Raw genomic sequence first — 15,791 nt, forward strand, 5'->3', positions numbered from 1 at the left:
GGTACTCCCAGTTGTTATTTGTGGTGATCGTGCGCGCATGACGGCAGAGAGTCAAAGAAGAAATCCGACTTGATTCCATCTTCGGCGCGGGGCATCAGGTCCGTATGCTGATTTACAAGATTTTCCGAGCCGAAGAGTGGGCCGCCTTGCAGAACCAGGGTGCCTCGGACGGCGCACCGATTGATGTCGCTGACGGGTTTGTCCACTTTTCCACCGCTGAACAAGCCGCTGAAACCGCAGCCAAACATTTTGCCGGTGTCGATGGTCTGGTTTTGCTGGCCTGTGACGCAGACGCGATGGGCGACGACCTGAAATGGGAGGTCTCGCGCGGGGGTGCCCTGTTCCCGCACCTTTATCGCCAGATCCGGATGAGCGATGTCGTCTGGTCACGCCCTCTGCCCTTTGACGGCACCGCGCACCAGTTTCCCGAGGACATGACATGACATCTTACATCGACCCGGACCGCGACCAGTTCGAGGCCTTCAAGGCATTGGATCGGGACATGCCGATCGAAATGCTCAATCTGGTGAAGTTTCGGGCCAAGGCGCAGTACCCAACCGCGCATGAGCTGGCAAATGCAGGGCTGACCGGAGCGCAAGCCTATCAGAACTACGGGGCTGAAACCGCTCCGATCATTGAACGCATCGGGGCGCGCATCCTCTGGCGTGGGGTGTTTGAAGCAACCCTGATTGGACCGGCGGACGAGGCATGGGATGTCGTTTTCATTGCCCGCTATCCGACGGCACATGCATTTCTGGAAATGGTCACTGACCCGGTCTATCGGGCGGCGGTGATCCATCGTCAGGCGGCGGTGGAAACGTCGCGCCTGATCCGATGCGGTTCAGGTGAAGCCGGGGCGACGTTCGGATGAAACTGTTGGAGAAACTGGGCCTTGCCGCCCTGCACCGCATGGACCCCGAGACCGCCCACGGGATGTCGATCAAGGCGTTGAAGTCCGGGCTTGCACCCGCACCGGGGCCGGTAACGACGCCGCGCCTGAAAACCGTCGTTGCCGGGCTGAACCTGCCGAACCCGGTCGGGCTGGCTGCCGGGTTCGACAAAAACGGCGAGGTTCTGACCCCGCTGTCCCGCGCCGGGTTCGGTTTTGTCGAAGTCGGGGCGGTCACGCCGCGCCCGCAACCGGGAAACCCCAAACCCCGCCTGTTTCGCCTGACCGAGGACAGGGCAGCCATCAACCGCTTTGGCTTCAACAACGAAGGCATGGAGGTGATGGCCAAACGGCTGGCACACCGCCCAAAAGACGCGGTCATCGGCCTGAATCTGGGGGCGAACAAGGACAGCGAAGACCGCGCCGGCGACTTTGTAAAAGTGCTGGCCCATTGTGCCGAATATCTGGATTTTGCGACCGTCAACGTGTCATCCCCGAACACGGAAAAGTTGCGGGATTTGCAGGGCAAAGCCGCACTCACTGCGCTTTTGAGCGGTGTGATCGAGACGCGCGATGCGCTGCCGCGCCCGTTGCCGATCTTCCTGAAAATCGCACCGGATCTCACCGAGGCGGAGTTGCAGGACATCGCCGAGGTCGCCCGCGAAACCCGGGTGGACGCTGTGATCGCCACCAACACCACCCTGTCCCGCGACGGTTTGCGCAGCGTACACAAAGACGAAACCGGTGGTTTGTCGGGCGCCCCATTGTTTGAAAAGTCCACCCGTGTACTGGCGCGGCTGAGCAAACTTACGGACGGGGATATCCCCCTGATAGGCGTGGGCGGCATCAGCAATGCCGAGCAGGCCTATGCCAAGATCTGTGCCGGGGCATCGGCTGTGCAGTTCTATACCGCGATGGTGTATGGCGGCATTTCCCTGGCGGCCGACATCGCCGAAGGGCTGGATGACTTGCTGGCGCGTGACGGTTTTGACACCGTATCGCAAGCTGTCGGCAGCAAACGAGAGGATTGGCTGTGATCGAATACTGGCACAACCCCCGCTGTTCCAAATCCCGCGCCGGTCTGGCGCTTTTGGAAGAAAACGGTGCGCAGATCTCTGTACGAAAATACCTGGAAGACACGCCGTCAATAGACGAGTTGCGCGCTGCGCAATCCGCCCTTGGGCTGTCGCCCATCGAAATGATGCGCACGGGCGAAAAACGGTTCAAGGAACTGGGGCTGGCCAAAACCTCGCCCGACGAAGACCTGATCCGTGCCATGGCCGAAAACCCGATCCTGATCGAGCGGCCTTTGGCAATTGCCGGAGACAAAGCCGCCATCGGGCGTCCGCCGGAAAACCTGTTGACGCTGCTCTAGGCGACCTGTGCCTCAAGCTTGGGATAGCGCCAGCCCATTGTCACCCCACGTGCGATGTTGAGAACCATCAACGCGGCCCACAGGCCGTGATTGCCGAAACTCGGCACCAGTATGAAAAGTGCGACCACATAGATCGCCACTGACTGAATCATCGCGTTGCGCATGGCGCGGGTCCAGGTGGCACCGATGTAGATACCGTCGAACATCCAGCTTGCCACTCCGATCACCGGGGCGATTGCAGCCCAGAACAGGTATTCGCGTCCGGCCTCACGCACTTGCGGTGAAGTTGACATCAGGTCGATCAGCGCCGGGCCGGCCAAGAAGAAAACCGTTCCCAGCAACAGCGCCCCCCCAACACCCCATTGCGAGGCCATGACCGAGGCGCGACGCACCTGATACCTGTCTCTGGCCCCGACTGCGCCTCCGACCAGCGCTTCGGCGGAAAAGGCAAACCCATCAAGCGCAAAGGCGGTGATTTCAAGAAATTGAAGCAAGACCTGATTGGCGGCCAGATTCACGTCACCCAGATCCGAGCCAACAAAAAGGAATGTGGTGAACGATCCGGTCAACAGAACCGAACGCAGCATGATATCACCGTTGACCTGCAACATGCGCCGCAGCCGGGCAGCATCGAACACCCGCGCCCAATCACGCCAGATTCCGTCTGCGAACCCATCCCGACAAAGCCATAACCCCAATGCCAATCCTGTCCATTCTGCAATCAGGGTGGCAATGGCAACTCCCTCGACCCCCCAGCCAAGCCCAAGAACGAACCACAGGTCGAGAACGATATTCAACCCGTTCATCCAGACCTGAAGGGCGAACACGCCGCGCGTACGCTCGACGGCAATCAGCCAGCCGGTAACGGCATATAACGCGATGGTGGCAGGTGCCCCCCAGATGCGAATCTCCAGGTAGGACCGGGTCAGGGCTTCGACTTCGGGGCTTGCCGGGGAAAGCGCGAAGGCACCCGAAAACACGGCTACTTGCGCAAGGATAAAAAACAGCCCTGCCGCGCCTCCCAGGATCAGACCGCGCATCAGCAGCGCCCGGGTTTCAACGATATCGCCTGCCCCGCGTGCCTGCGCCGCCATCCCGGTGGTTCCCATCCGCAGGAAACCGAAAATCCAATAGACTGTGGACAGGATCACAGCGCCGATGCCGACCGCCCCGATTGGGGCCGCCTCGCCCATCTGCCCGACCACGCCCGTATCCACCGCACCCAGAATGGGCACGGTGGCATTCGACAGGACAATCGGCACCGCGATCTTCAACACCCGCCTGTGCGTAATGGGCGCCGAGGCGTCCTGCATGGTTAGCTCTGATCTCTGGGGGGTTGCGGCATCAGGAAATGTCCGGAAGCCTGCGCAAACAGTTTCGCATGATTGTCCTGCCAGGCTTCGACCCGGACCGAGGCATACCGCCGCCCGGATCTGCTGATAAAGGCACGCGCATATGCATCCCGTGGAAGGCCCGAACGCAGGTAGTCGACGGTAAAGTCGATGGTTTTGGGAAAGCGGATATTCGGGTCGGTCACAATGGCCTCTCCGTCGATCTCGCCACTTTCGATACGCGGGAACAAATGCTCCCAACTAAGGGTAATGACAGCGGTCACTTCGAGGAATGCCGCGGTTACACCGCCGTGAATCGCAGGCAGGAACGGGTTGCCAATCAACTTGTCATCGAAGTTCAGAACACCGGTCAGTTCATCCCCGCGCCGGTCGAAGCTGATATTGAGAAAGCGGATGTAAGGCACACCGTCAACCAGCGCACGCAACGCTGCATCGCGTCGCTGCTTGACCACCTGCATTGGTTCGGGACGAGGTCTTGCCATGTTATTTCCCCTCAACCGTAAAAGACCCCGAGGCCGTGGCCACCGGCAGGTCTTTGTCGTCGTCCATAGCCGTCGCTCGTACAAAAGCCACGTTCCGCGTGATGTGATAGCAGACGGCGTGCGCCGTAATCGTCTGACCCGGTGTCGCCGCGCGCATGTAGTCAATTCGCAGGTCGATCGTGGCTGTCCCGCCGGGGGCCGAGGGGTGGCTCATCACGGCAGCACCGCAGCAAGTGTCCAGAATTGTGGAAATCGCCCCACCGTGAATCACCCCTGTGCGCGGATCACCGATCAGATCCTCATTGTAGGGCAACGTGATCTCTGCCTCGCCCTCGCCGATCTGCGTGAGCTTGAGGTTCAATGCCCGCGCGTGGGGGATCGCCTCGATAAACTGGCGGGCTAAAACTGTCTTGTCGACCATAGGTTTGCGTCCTGTTCTCTGCCCGTCCTTTATGAGCCGCTGTTTCCGCAAAGGGCAAGCCCACCTGTTGCGCTTGGGATCGGGACCGCCTAGGTTGCTGACAAGGAGATCGGGAATGTCCAACAACCGTTTGTCATTCAAAGAGATGTGCGCCGAGTTCGACGTGACCCCGCGCACTCTGCGCTATTACGAATACATCGAGCTTTTGCAACCGGACCGTGAAGGTCGGTCCCGGTTTTACGGCCCGCGTGAATGCGCGCGGATGAAGCTGATCATGCGCGGCCGCAAGTTCGGATTCCCCCTGGAAGAGATTCGCCAATGGCTTTTGATCTACGAAGATCAGGGCAATGAGGCGCAGATGGCCACGTTCGTCGAGATGGCGGATCGCCAGATGAACGAGCTTCAGCAGCAGCGCCAGCAACTGGATGAAGCCATGGACGAACTCAAGCGTCTGCGCGACCAGACGGCCAAGTCGTTGGGATAGTCGCGTCTTCCGAGTCCGAAAAACCAAATTGATCACCCTGAATCCGCGCAAACAAATGCGCAGTGTTTCCGCAATTGCGACAGCTTTGGCGGGAAAAACCGCATGACGTAACGGAAAGAAAATTGCGTCAGACCATGCTTACGTGACCGGATGTTACGTCAACTTCGAAATGACGCAGCGTCTGGATTACGTAAACGTCACTCTCGTGTTGTAAAGCGCGTATCAACTGCGCAACTCATATCTCATGACGCCAGTGACGAGAGTATGACGAATGACCGAAGATGTGATGACCATCCGCGAGATGTGCGAGACCTATGATGTCACACCACGCACCTTGCGGTTCTATGAGGCCAAGGAACTTCTGTTCCCGATCCGTGAAGGCCAGAAACGTCTGTTCACCAAGCGTGATCGGGCGCGGCTCAAACTGATCCTGCGCGGCAAACGATTTGGTTTCAGCCTGGAAGAAATTCGGCAACTGCTGGATTTGTACCATGTCGGCGACCAGCAGGTCACGCAGATGACCCGCACCTATGAAATCGCGTGCGAGCGTCTGGAGGACATGGAATCGCGCCGCGAAGAGCTGACGCAGGCCATCGACGATCTGAAAGAGCAGTTGCGCTGGGGCGAGAAAGTCATCGCCTCGATGAAACAGGAAAAGAAGGCAGCCGAGTAACCTCGACCTGTCATCCGGACATATGAATTAAGGGAGCTTCACATGCCCGTTTACAACGCGCCAACCAAAGACATGCAGTTCATCCTGCACGACGTACTGAATGTCTCGCAGTCGGACATACCCGGCTACAACGAACTGGAAGCCGAGTTTACCGGCGCGGTTCTGGAAGAAGCCGGCAAGGTTGCCACCAATGTTCTGCATCCGCTGAACGTTGTCGGCGACACCGAAGGATGCCGGTTGGAAAACGGCATTGTGTACACCCCGACCGGGTTCAAAGACGCCTTCGAGCAGATGAAGGAAGGTGGCTGGACTGGCCTCGACATGCCGGAAGAGTATGGCGGTCAGAACATGCCCTATGTGCTGGGCACCGCCGTGGGCGAGATGTTCTCGGGTTCCAACCAGGCTTTCACAATGTACCAGGGCCTGACGCACGGTGCTGCATCGGCGATTCTGGCGCATGGAACGGACGAACAGAAGAACAAGTACCTGCCCAAAATGGTCAGCTGTGAATGGACCGGCACCATGAACCTGACGGAACCGCATTGCGGCACCGATCTGGGCCTGATGCGCACCAAAGCGGAACCGCAGGGTGACGGAAGCTATAAAATCTCGGGCCAGAAGATCTTTATCTCGGCTGGCGATCACGACATGGCCGACAACATCATCCATCTGGTGTTGGCGAAAATCCCCGGCGGCCCCGAGGGTATCAAGGGTGTCTCGCTGTTCATCGTTCCCAAGTTCATCGTCAACGAAGACGGCTCTTTGGGCGAACGCAACGGCGTATCGGTCGGCAAGATCGAAGAGAAAATGGGCATCCACGGCAACTCGACCTGCGTCATGAATTATGACGAGGCCACCGGCTGGCTGCTGGGCCAAGAGCACAAAGGCATGCGCGCCATGTTCACCATGATGAACGAAGCGCGTCTGGGTGTGGGCATGCAAGGCCTGTCTCAGGCCGAAGCTGCGTATCAAAATGCTGTCGAATACGCCAAGGATCGCCTGCAAGGCCGTGATGTTACTGGCACAAAGAACCCGGACGGCCCGGCCGATCCGCTGATTGTTCACCCTGACATCCGACGAAACCTGATGGACCAGAAAAGCTTCACCGAAGGTGCACGCGCATTCATTCTGTGGGGTGCCACGATGATCGACAAGGCGCACAGGTCGGGCGACAAGGACGCAGACGGCCTGATCTCACTGTTGACCCCGGTCATCAAGGGCTTCCTGACGGATGAAGGTTACGACATGACCGTTCAGGCGCAGCAGGTCTATGGCGGCCATGGCTATATCGAGGAATGGGGCATGTCGCAATATACCCGCGATGCCCGGATCGCCATGATCTATGAAGGCGCCAACGGCGTACAGGCGTTGGACCTTGTTGGCCGCAAACTGGCGCAGGATGGCGGCAAGCATGTCATGGCCTTCTTCGACATGGTCAAAACCTTCTGCAAGGAAAACGCGGGCCAGAACGAGGCGTATGACAAAGCCTTCATCGAACCGCTGAAGGCTGCGTCCAAGGATCTGCAGGCTGCCGGCATGTATTTCATGCAGGAAGGGATGAAGAATCCGAACAACGCGCTGTCCGGTTCCTACGATTTCATGCACATGTTTGGCCATGTCTGCCTGGGCCTGATGTGGGCGCGTATGGCCAAGGCCGCGCAAGAAGCGCTGGACAATGGCACGTCGGACAAAGAGTTCTACGAGACCAAGATCAACACCGGCCGCTTCTACATGGCCCGGCGCCTCCCCGCCACGGCGTTGCACCTGTCGCGCATTCAAACCGGTGCGGACACGGTCATGGCGCTGGACGCGGCAAGCTTCTGATCTCAATCTGGGTCCGGGCAACATTGACCGGACCCAGCTTACCGGAGGAACAACATGCCAAAACGTTTCCGCCTGACTCGCCGCTTTCCCGTGGCAATGACCGAGGACGGGTACCGCAAGCTCAAAGCGTTCGCGCGCGAAGCCGGTCTGGACGAGGGAGAGGCGCTGTCGTTTCTGTTCGAAAATTTTAACAGCGTAATCAACGAGGACAACCTGACCCATCGCCTGCGAATCTTCAATTCCGAACTGGAAGCCCGGAAAAAGTGAATGCCAGCGGCGATTTATTACGAAACCGCTAACTTGGATGCCGGGTGCCTCCGGCGGGAGTATTTATGAAAAGATGAAGCTGCGACGCGTCCCTGCCACCGGGCGCACTCGCCATCAGGACAGGGACGACTTCACCTTTTGCGGTCATCGGCTCTCCAGCCTGTACCGCGCGACCATTGAATAGGAAGATGGTTGATCAAAGGTTACCGACTGACCTTCATCTTTTCAAAAATACTCAATTCCGGCTTAGCCACGTGCGCCACGGGAGGGGCGATTGCATGAGCATAAAACTGCACTGTTTCGGAGAAAGCGGCAATTCCTACAAGGCCGCTCTGGCGCTGGAAATGTCCGGTCTCGATTGGGAGCCTGTCTTTGTCGACTTCTTCAAGGATGTCACCCGCAGCCCCGAGTTCCGTTCACAACTCAACGTGATGGGCGAAGCACCCTTCATGGTCGATGGTGATTTCCAAACCTCCCAATCTGGTGCCATTCAGGCCTATGTGACTGAAAAATCCGGCAAGTTCGGCGGCAAAAACCGGGAAGAGAACTATGACATCCTGCGCTGGGTGCTTTGGGACAATCACAAGCTCAGCTCGATGGCGGGCCTGACCCGGTTCCTGATCAATTTTCTGCCCGAACAGCATCGCAACCCGGATGTGATCGCCTTTAACCAGGGCCGCCTGAAGGCTGCCTATCAGGTGCTGAACACGCATCTGGAAGGCCGCGACTGGATCGTCGGCGACGGCGTAACCAACGCTGATCTCAGCTGCTGCGGCTACCTTTACTACCCCGAACCATTCGGCTTTGACCGTGCCGACTGGCCCAATATCGACGCCTGGCTGACTCGCCTGTCCGAGCAGCCCGGCTGGAAACACCCCTATGACCTGATGCCCGGCAACCCGTCGGATCGAGCTTGAGGAGAAGACCCATGACCGAAGCTTATATTTATGACGCTCTGCGCACACCGCGCGGCAAGGGCCGCAAGGATGGCAGCCTGCACGAGGTAACCTCGGTGCGCCTGTCCGCCCTGACCCTGAACGCGATGAAAGAACGCAACAACCTGGAAGGCCACGCCGTCGAAGACGTGATCTGGGGCAACGTCACACAGGTGATGGAACAAGGCGGCTGTCTGGCGCGTTCGGCTGTTCTGGCCTCGGACCTGGACCAGTCGATCCCCGGCCTGGCGATCAACCGTTTCTGCGCGAGCGGAATGGAAGCCGTGAACCTGGCCGCAAACCAGGTCAAGGGCGGCGCGGGCGACGCTTACATCGCAGGTGGCGTTGAGATGATGGGCCGTGTTCCCATGGGCAGCGACGGCGCGGCGATTGCCGTTGACCCCTCTCTGGCGATGGAGACCTACTTTGTGCCGCAGGGCATCTCGGCCGATATCATTGCCACGGAATACGGGTTCAGCCGCGATGACGCGGACGCTCTGGCGGTTGAATCGCAAAAGCGCGCGGCGGAAGCCTGGGCCGACAACCGGTTCGAAAAGTCGGTCATCACCGTCAAGGACCAGAACGGCCTGCCCATTCTGGACCGTGACGAATACATGCGCCCCGGCACCGACATGCAAAGCCTTGGCGCGCTGAACCCGTCCTTCCAGATGATGGGCGAACAGATGCCCGGCTTCGACAAGGTAGCAATGTTGAAATACCCGCATCTAGAGCGGATCAATCACATCCACCATGCCGGCAACAGCTCGGGCATCGTGGATGGGGCTGCGGCCGTCCTGATCGGCAACAAGGAATTTGGCGAGAAATACGGCCTGAAGCCGCGCGCCCGCATCAAGGCGACCGCCAAGATCGGCACCGACCCGACCATCATGCTGACCGGCCCGGTTCCGGTGACCGAGAAGATCCTGGCCGACAACGGCATGAAGATCAGCGATCTGGACCTGTTCGAAGTCAACGAAGCCTTTGCCTCGGTCGTGCTGCGGTTCCAGCAGGCGTTTGACGTCGATCCGGCCCTGGTCAATGTCAACGGCGGCTCGATCGCGATGGGACACCCGTTGGGCGCAACCGGTGCGATCATCATCGGCACCTTGCTGGACGAACTGGAGCGCCAGGACAAGGAAATCGGTCTGGCCACGCTCTGCATTGCGTCCGGCATGGGTGCGGCAACGATTATCGAGCGGGTCTGATGCCCAAGCTGGATCTCTCTCAGATCCCGTTCAAGGGGGGCTCGTCCTATCCGGGCAAGCTGGCCGAGGCGACCGCTGGTCGTTTCGTGCAGCGCGTCGGGGATGCGGGCGGGCTGACCCAGTACGGGGTCAACATCGTGCGGCTGGAGCCCCGGGGCCTTTCGTCGCTGCGCCACTACCATATGGAGCAGGACGAATTTGCCATCATGCTCAGCGGCAAATGCGTGCTGATCGATGACGATGGTGAGCATGAGATGCTGCCCGGTGACTGCGCCGCTTGGCCCGCTGGTGAGGCCAACGGCCACCACCTTGTGAACAAAACCGATGCGCCCGCGACCTTTTTGGTGGTGGGCACACGGACCCCGACCGAGACCGGCTATTACAGCGACATAGACATGATGGTGAAGGATGATGAGAACGGATTCTCTTTCACCCGGAAAGACGGCAGCCCGCTGACGGCTGACCAGATTGGAGATGACAATGACTGATTTCACTCTGACCAAAGACGCGGACGGCGTCGCTTTCGTTACCTGGGACGCCCAGGGGAAATCCATGAACGTGCTGACCCGCGAAGCTTTTCAGGAAGTCAGCCAACTGATTGATCAGGCCCTGAGCGACGACGAGATCAAAGGTATTGTCATCACCTCGGGCAAGGAAGGCTCTTTTGCCGGTGGCATGGACCTGAACACACTGGCGACTATCCGTCAGGAAGCGGGTGACGAACCCGCACAGGCGTTGTTTGATTTCGTCATGGGCGGGCATCACATCCTGCGCAAGCTGGAATTGGCGGGCATGGACCCCAAGACCAAGAAAGGCGGCAAACCCATCGCCTGCGCGATCAACGGAACCTGCGCCGGGATCGGGACCGAGATCGCACTGGCGTGTCATCACCGTGTTATGACCAGCAATCCAAAGTCCAAGATCGGTCTGCCCGAAATCCTGTTGGGCATCTTCCCCGGCGGCGGCGGCACCATCCGTTACAGCCGCATGGTTGGCGCCATGGCGGCGGCCCCCGTACTGCTTGAAGGCAAGATGATGGACCCGGCCAAGGCCAAGGGCGCGCAGTTGATCGACGCGGTTGCCGACGATCCGGTTGCCGCGGCCAAGGAATGGGTTCTGAATGCCAAGGACGCTGATCAGGTGAAACCCTGGGACGCGAAGGGCTACAAGATGCCCGGTGGCGCGCCTTACCACCCTGCCGGTTTCATGACCTTCGTGGGCGCGAGCGCCATGGTTCATGGGAAAACGCAAGGCGCCTTCCCCGCGGCCAAAGCCCTTCTGAGCGCAATCTATGAAGGCGCGCTGGTTGATTTTGACACCGCTTTGAAAATTGAAGCCCGCTGGTTCACCAACGTTCTGATGAACCCGTCCTCGTCGGCGATGATCCGGACACTGTTCCTCAACAAGGAAGCGCTTGAAAAAGGCGCGGTCCGTCCGAAAGGTGTGCCCGATCAACGCGTCAAGAAAATCGGCGTTCTGGGCGCTGGCATGATGGGGGCCGGTATCGCACTGGTTTCTGCCCAAGCTGGCATGGAGGTCGTTCTGATCGACCGTGATCAGGAGGCGGCCGACAAAGGCAAAGCTTATACCGAAACCTATCTGGACAAGGGTATCAAGCGCGGCAAGGTCACGGCCGAAAAGAAAGAGGCCATGCTGGCGCGCATCACGGCGACACCGGATCTGGACCATCTGAAAGGGTGTGACCTGATCATCGAAGCCGTGTTTGAAGACATGGGCGTAAAGGCCGAGATGACCAAAAAGGTCGAGGCGATCATCCCGGAAGACTGCATCTTTGCCTCGAACACGTCGACCCTGCCGATTTCAGATCTGGCCAAGGCAAGCGTGCGTCCGGACCAATTCATCGGCATCCACTTCTTCTCGCCGGTCGAGAAGATGTTGCTGGTCGAGATCATCAAGGGCAAGGAAACCGGTGATCGCGCCGTTGCCAAGGCGCTCGACTATGTGCGCCAGATCCGCAAGACGCCGATCGTGGTCAACGATGCGCGCTTCTTCTACGCCAACCGCTGCATCATTCCGTACATCAACGAAGGTGCACGGATGATCACCGAAGGCGTAAGCCCCGTGCTGATCGACAACGCGGCGCGTCAGCTGGGCTTCCCGGTGGGGCCGATTCAGCTGACCGACGAAACCTCGATTGATCTGGGGGCCAAGATCGCCCGTGCGACCAAGGCAGCCATGGGCGATGCCTATCCGGAAAGCCCCTCGGACGATCTGATCTTCTGGATGGAAGAACAGGGCCGTTTGGGGCGCAAGGCAAACGCCGGCTTCTTCGTCTATGACGAAAAGGGCAAACGCGTCGAATACTGGAAGGGTCTTCAAGAGAAGTATCCACTTGCCAAAGACCAGCCCGACCTGATCGAAGTACAGGAGCGCCTGATGTTCGCGCAGGTTCTGGAAGCGGTTCGGGCGCTGGAAGAAGGTGTGCTGGAAGACATCCGTGAAGGCGACGTAGGCGCCATTCTGGGCTGGGGCTTTGCGCCTTGGTCCGGTGGTCCGCTCAGCTGGCTCGACATCATCGGCACGCCCTACGCAGCCGAACGATGCGATCAGCTGGCCGAGAAATATGGCGAACGCTTTGCCTGCCCGCCGCTGCTGCGTGAGATGGCCGAGAAGGGGCAAACCTTCTACGGGCGCTTCAACCCCGAAGCAAAAGCTGCCTGAAACAGTGATGCAGGCGCGTGAGTTCACGCGCCTGCATCGTTTTTGTCAGTGTTTGGTTAGATCTGCCATTCGGGCCGCAAAAACAGCACCGGTGCGTTTGGACGCCCCGGTCGACCCGGCCGCCTGACCCCAGAGGGCGGACGGATCGGAAATATCGGTTCCTGCGGAATGGGTGCAGGCAGGGCACCCAATGGATTGGCAAGGGCCGACATATCGCCCCTGCTTGCAATCTGGTTGACCAGCTCTGTGCCGGTGTCTTCATCGGCGACATCGTAACCAGCCCCGCTGGCTGTGCCGCGCATGTTGAACAGGCCGGAAGGGCAGTACGCTTGCAGGCCGCCCTCGACAAAAATTACCTGATCTTCGTCGAAAAACAGGGAACGGACCTCAAACGACGATCCCGGTGCCTGCGACATAAACCGACCCACGCCATTCAGCAATCGTGCGGAGACAACGGAACACCCGCTGACACTGGCATCAATCTGCGACAGGTTCAGAGCGATGCCCTGCTCGGGCATCAGCCAGACGGGGCGCCCGTTATATGCGGCGCGTGCAGGTACGAAAACCGGCAAATACTCGGAACGGCGCTCTTCGGCAGGAATGACCACGACGCTGGTCGAGATGCGGCGCACCTCTTTGAACCCGTGATCCAGAGTTCGGACCAGATCGCCGACGGCAATGCGTTCAACCTGTTTCCACCCGCTGGTTGTCGCAACCTTCGTGCCGTTCAAAAAGCCACCACGGCGCGCGTTCACGGCGTGGTTCAAACCGGATGGATCAGTTTCAGACGACTGATCAAGATATACAGAAATACTCGTAACTTCAGACACGTGCCTAACCCCCTTTGGCACAAACTCACTATGCCAAACAGCTAACATCAAAAATCGGGGCTGTCTTATTTCGGACATATTTATGCCCAATTTAGGCCGTCTCAGCGCGTTCTCAGGGCGATTTGGTAAACACTCACAAGGCTTAAACAGGCTTTTGTGCAATTTTCGAAACGGTCAGCATGCATGGAACTTACGAATCCATCTGCACCTGATCCGTTGAAATGAACCCGCTTGTTGAGGTTGCAACCGCAAAATCCGTTGGCAGTGCGCTGTTGTACGTTTCAGGCAAGTTCCTGCTGGGTGGATGACCGCCTGGCCCGCCAGCCCAGCAAAACCCCTGCCGCCGCGATCAGGACAATCCCGGACACTTGCATCAAATCAAGGGCCTGACCCAGTGCGACGAATGCAAAGAGCGGCCCGAAGATCATCACCGAATACTCGAACACGGCCACGTAAGAGGTCTCGCCTACCTGATAGGCCTTGATGAGCATGAAGACGGCAATCGTTGACCCGACGGCCTGAACAACAATCCATTGCAGCGCGGGCCCCACTTCCCAGACCCAACCCCGTGTAACAAAGCCGTCCGGCCCGTCCAGCGTGGCAACGGGTGCAACTGTGAACAAGGCGGCACCCACGGCCCCTGACAGCCCAAGGGTAATGACCATGGCTGCCAGCATCGCTACCGTGCTTTCACGCGCGCAATATGTCCGCGTCATGATCGAACTCAAGGCATAGAAAAAACCAGCGGCAACCGGGAAAACCGAACGCATGTCAAATGCAACCGGGTTTGGCTGCAAAACCAGAAGAGTGCCCGAAAAACCAACCAGAACGGCCAGAATGCGCCACGGCCCGATCTTTTGCCCGAGCGCTATGGACGAAATCAACAGCACGAAAATCGGCGAGGTGAACAACCCTGCCAGGGCTTGCGCAATCGGCATCATCGACAGCGACGCAAAATAGAAAAACATGGCCGTCGTGATCAGAAGACTGCGCAAGGTGACCGCTCCCCACCGATGGGGCCTCAGCCCGCCCAGCCCCATAAGGGACAGGCCGACAATCAGCGGCAGCATCAGCAATGCACGCATGAAATGGAATTGCCACAGCCCGACCGTCTCGGCCAGCAGGATCACAACATTGTCGATCACACCGATAATTGCCATTGCAGCCACCATAAGGACCGAAGCCAGCACCGGAGAGGTGGTCGTGTCTTGCTGCATGTCCGCGCCTTTGTTGCGATCAAATTTTTCCTGACGGGTATCCAGCACAAATCGGAATACCTGCGCAACAGGTTTGCGCCCGGCGATTTCACCATGCTAAGCTGTGGCAAAACAATTTCGAGCAGACCCCAACCAGATGACGGCCCTGAAACAGTACCAGCGGATCGAAGCCACCGGTCTGTGGCGCCCTTCGCCCGATGAACAGCGGCGCGAAGTTGTGGTGTCGATTGGCAAGGCCACCCTGACCATTTCCGATTTCAATGACAGGGCTTTGACGCATTGGTCTTTGGCAGCGCTTGAACGGCAGAACCCCGGTGTCTTTCCGGCTGTTTTTTGCCCCGACGGCGATCCGGATGAGACACTGGAACTGGGAGAATCCGAAACCACGATGCTTGAAGCGATCGACCGGCTGCAACGTGCCATCGAACGCTCTCGTCCTCATCCCGGTCGTTTGCGCTGGATGAGCGTCGGAGGCGTTGTGGCCGCGGTTCTGGCGGTATTGTTGTTTTGGCTGCCCGGTGCGTTGCAAAACCATGTTGTCTCGGTCGTGCCCGAAATCAAACGACAGGAGATCGGAGACACGATCCTGCGGCGGATCGAGCGCGTCTCGGGCCCGGCCTGCACGTCTGTGGATGCGCAGGCTTCACTGGATCGGTTGGCCAGTCGTACGGGCGTCCGGCAGATCGTTATTCTGCCCGCGGGCGTTCAGGACAGCCTCAGCCTGCCGGGTGGCACCGTTCTATTGAATCGTGCCCTGGTAGAAGACCACGAAGACCCTGCGGTCGCAGCAGGTTATGTTATCGCAGAGCGCGCGCGGACGGCGCTCAAGGACCCGCTGGATGATCTGCTGGACAGAACCGGGGCATCCTCGGCCTTTCGGTTGTTGACGACCGGGGAACTGACACCTGAGATCATTGACACGTATACCGAACAGGTCCTCTCGCAGCCCCGACCATCCCTTCCGGACGACGACTTGCTGGCGATGTTCTCGCAAAGCGCCCTGCCCTCTACCCCTTACGCCTATGCCCAGGACATTACCGGTGAATCAGTACTGGGTCTGATCGAGGCTGATCCCATGGCTGGCCGTACCCTGGAACAGGTGTTGCCGGACCGCGATTGGGTCCGGCTGCAAAACATATGCGGCGAATAATCCGG

At 58.9% G+C, this 15,791-nt stretch carries 18 protein-coding genes; 13 read left to right on the forward strand and 5 right to left on the reverse strand.

All coding sequences use genetic code 11. The features are described 5' to 3' along the window. The first annotated feature begins 104 nt into the window (after nt 1-104). The 4 genes from ACR0DJ_RS09690 to arsC are packed head-to-tail and all read left to right on the forward strand — an operon-like array spanning nt 105 to nt 2,264. The gene (locus tag ACR0DJ_RS09690) at nt 105-443 is read left to right on the forward strand and encodes a DUF952 domain-containing protein (protein WP_480684723.1); all 339 of its coding nucleotides are present in this window, start codon (nt 105-107) and stop codon (nt 441-443) included. Then, entirely contained in the window at nt 440-871 is a 432-nt protein-coding gene (locus ACR0DJ_RS09695; RefSeq protein ID WP_480684724.1) for a DUF1330 domain-containing protein, read from the forward strand. Before ACR0DJ_RS09690 ends, ACR0DJ_RS09695 begins: the two co-directional genes overlap by 4 nt. After that, complete coding sequence (locus ACR0DJ_RS09700) at nt 868-1,926, forward strand: quinone-dependent dihydroorotate dehydrogenase (protein WP_480684726.1); 1,059 nt, start codon at nt 868-870, stop codon at nt 1,924-1,926. The genes ACR0DJ_RS09695 and ACR0DJ_RS09700 overlap by 4 nt, the downstream gene beginning before the upstream one ends. Then, on the forward strand, nt 1,923-2,264 hold the full coding sequence (gene arsC / locus ACR0DJ_RS09705; RefSeq protein WP_480684727.1) for an arsenate reductase (glutaredoxin): 342 nt from the start codon (nt 1,923-1,925) through the stop codon (nt 2,262-2,264). Before ACR0DJ_RS09700 ends, arsC begins: the two co-directional genes overlap by 4 nt. Here the strand turns inward: arsC and ACR0DJ_RS09710 are convergent. Genes ACR0DJ_RS09710 through ACR0DJ_RS09720 form a run of 3 tightly spaced genes read right to left on the reverse strand, consistent with a single transcriptional unit; the run spans nt 2,261 to nt 4,519 of the window. Then, nucleotides 2,261-3,577, reverse strand: a complete 1,317-nt coding sequence (locus tag ACR0DJ_RS09710) for an MATE family efflux transporter (RefSeq protein ID WP_480684728.1) — start codon at nt 3,575-3,577, stop codon at nt 2,261-2,263. The two genes, arsC and ACR0DJ_RS09710, sit on opposite strands and share 4 nt — an antisense overlap. Nucleotides 3,578-3,579: 2 nt before the next feature. Next, a complete protein-coding gene (locus ACR0DJ_RS09715) occupies nt 3,580-4,098 on the reverse strand; it encodes a PaaI family thioesterase (RefSeq protein WP_425077936.1) in 519 nt (172 codons plus the stop codon). 1 nt (nt 4,099) lies between these two features. Beyond that, nucleotides 4,100-4,519: a PaaI family thioesterase gene (locus tag ACR0DJ_RS09720; RefSeq protein WP_257600304.1), complete on the reverse strand. Its 420-nt coding sequence runs from the start codon at nt 4,517-4,519 to the stop codon at nt 4,100-4,102. A 115-nt stretch (nt 4,520-4,634) separates the two neighbouring features. On the opposite strand from ACR0DJ_RS09720, the gene ACR0DJ_RS09725 reads away from it, so the two are divergent. The 8 genes from ACR0DJ_RS09725 to ACR0DJ_RS09760 all read left to right on the forward strand — a co-directional run bounded on the left by ACR0DJ_RS09725 (nt 4,635) and on the right by ACR0DJ_RS09760 (nt 12,589). Then, nucleotides 4,635-5,003: a MerR family transcriptional regulator gene (locus tag ACR0DJ_RS09725; protein ID WP_152457425.1), complete on the forward strand. Its 369-nt coding sequence runs from the start codon at nt 4,635-4,637 to the stop codon at nt 5,001-5,003. Nucleotides 5,004-5,274: 271 nt separating this feature from the next. Beyond that, a complete protein-coding gene (locus ACR0DJ_RS09730) occupies nt 5,275-5,676 on the forward strand; it encodes a MerR family transcriptional regulator (protein ID WP_117869542.1) in 402 nt (133 codons plus the stop codon). A 42-nt stretch (nt 5,677-5,718) separates the two neighbouring features. Further along, nucleotides 5,719-7,500, forward strand: a complete 1,782-nt coding sequence (locus ACR0DJ_RS09735; protein ID WP_425077935.1) for an acyl-CoA dehydrogenase C-terminal domain-containing protein — start codon at nt 5,719-5,721, stop codon at nt 7,498-7,500. A 54-nt stretch (nt 7,501-7,554) separates the two neighbouring features. Further along, a complete protein-coding gene (locus ACR0DJ_RS09740; protein ID WP_257600301.1) occupies nt 7,555-7,767 on the forward strand; it encodes a hypothetical protein in 213 nt (70 codons plus the stop codon). 278 nt (nt 7,768-8,045) lie between these two features. Further along, a complete protein-coding gene (locus ACR0DJ_RS09745; protein WP_480684730.1) occupies nt 8,046-8,684 on the forward strand; it encodes a glutathione S-transferase family protein in 639 nt (212 codons plus the stop codon). Between the two features lie 11 nt (nt 8,685-8,695). Then, nucleotides 8,696-9,907: an acetyl-CoA C-acetyltransferase gene (locus ACR0DJ_RS09750; protein ID WP_171363086.1), complete on the forward strand. Its 1,212-nt coding sequence runs from the start codon at nt 8,696-8,698 to the stop codon at nt 9,905-9,907. After that, entirely contained in the window at nt 9,907-10,395 is a 489-nt protein-coding gene (locus ACR0DJ_RS09755) for a cupin domain-containing protein (protein ID WP_170347235.1), read from the forward strand. Before ACR0DJ_RS09750 ends, ACR0DJ_RS09755 begins: the two co-directional genes overlap by 1 nt. Beyond that, nucleotides 10,388-12,589, forward strand: coding sequence for a 3-hydroxyacyl-CoA dehydrogenase NAD-binding domain-containing protein (locus ACR0DJ_RS09760; RefSeq protein ID WP_480684731.1), 2,202 nt, complete (start codon nt 10,388-10,390; stop codon nt 12,587-12,589). The genes ACR0DJ_RS09755 and ACR0DJ_RS09760 overlap by 8 nt, the downstream gene beginning before the upstream one ends. 56 nt (nt 12,590-12,645) lie before the next feature. Here the strand turns inward: ACR0DJ_RS09760 and ACR0DJ_RS09765 are convergent, their stop codons facing one another. After that, nucleotides 12,646-13,419 (reverse strand): Hint domain-containing protein, encoded by a 774-nt coding sequence (locus ACR0DJ_RS09765; protein WP_425077933.1) that lies wholly within the window; start codon nt 13,417-13,419, stop codon nt 12,646-12,648. 281 nt (nt 13,420-13,700) lie between these two features. Next, nucleotides 13,701-14,636, reverse strand: coding sequence for a DMT family transporter (locus tag ACR0DJ_RS09770; RefSeq protein ID WP_257600298.1), 936 nt, complete (start codon nt 14,634-14,636; stop codon nt 13,701-13,703). Between the two features lie 136 nt (nt 14,637-14,772). Between ACR0DJ_RS09770 and ACR0DJ_RS09775 the strand changes: the two genes are divergently transcribed. Further along, nucleotides 14,773-15,786, forward strand: a complete 1,014-nt coding sequence (locus ACR0DJ_RS09775; RefSeq protein ID WP_170347239.1) for a hypothetical protein — start codon at nt 14,773-14,775, stop codon at nt 15,784-15,786. Nucleotides 15,787-15,791 lie beyond the last annotated feature (5 nt).

It is taken from the genome of Ruegeria sp. BF10, from assembly GCF_056538725.1.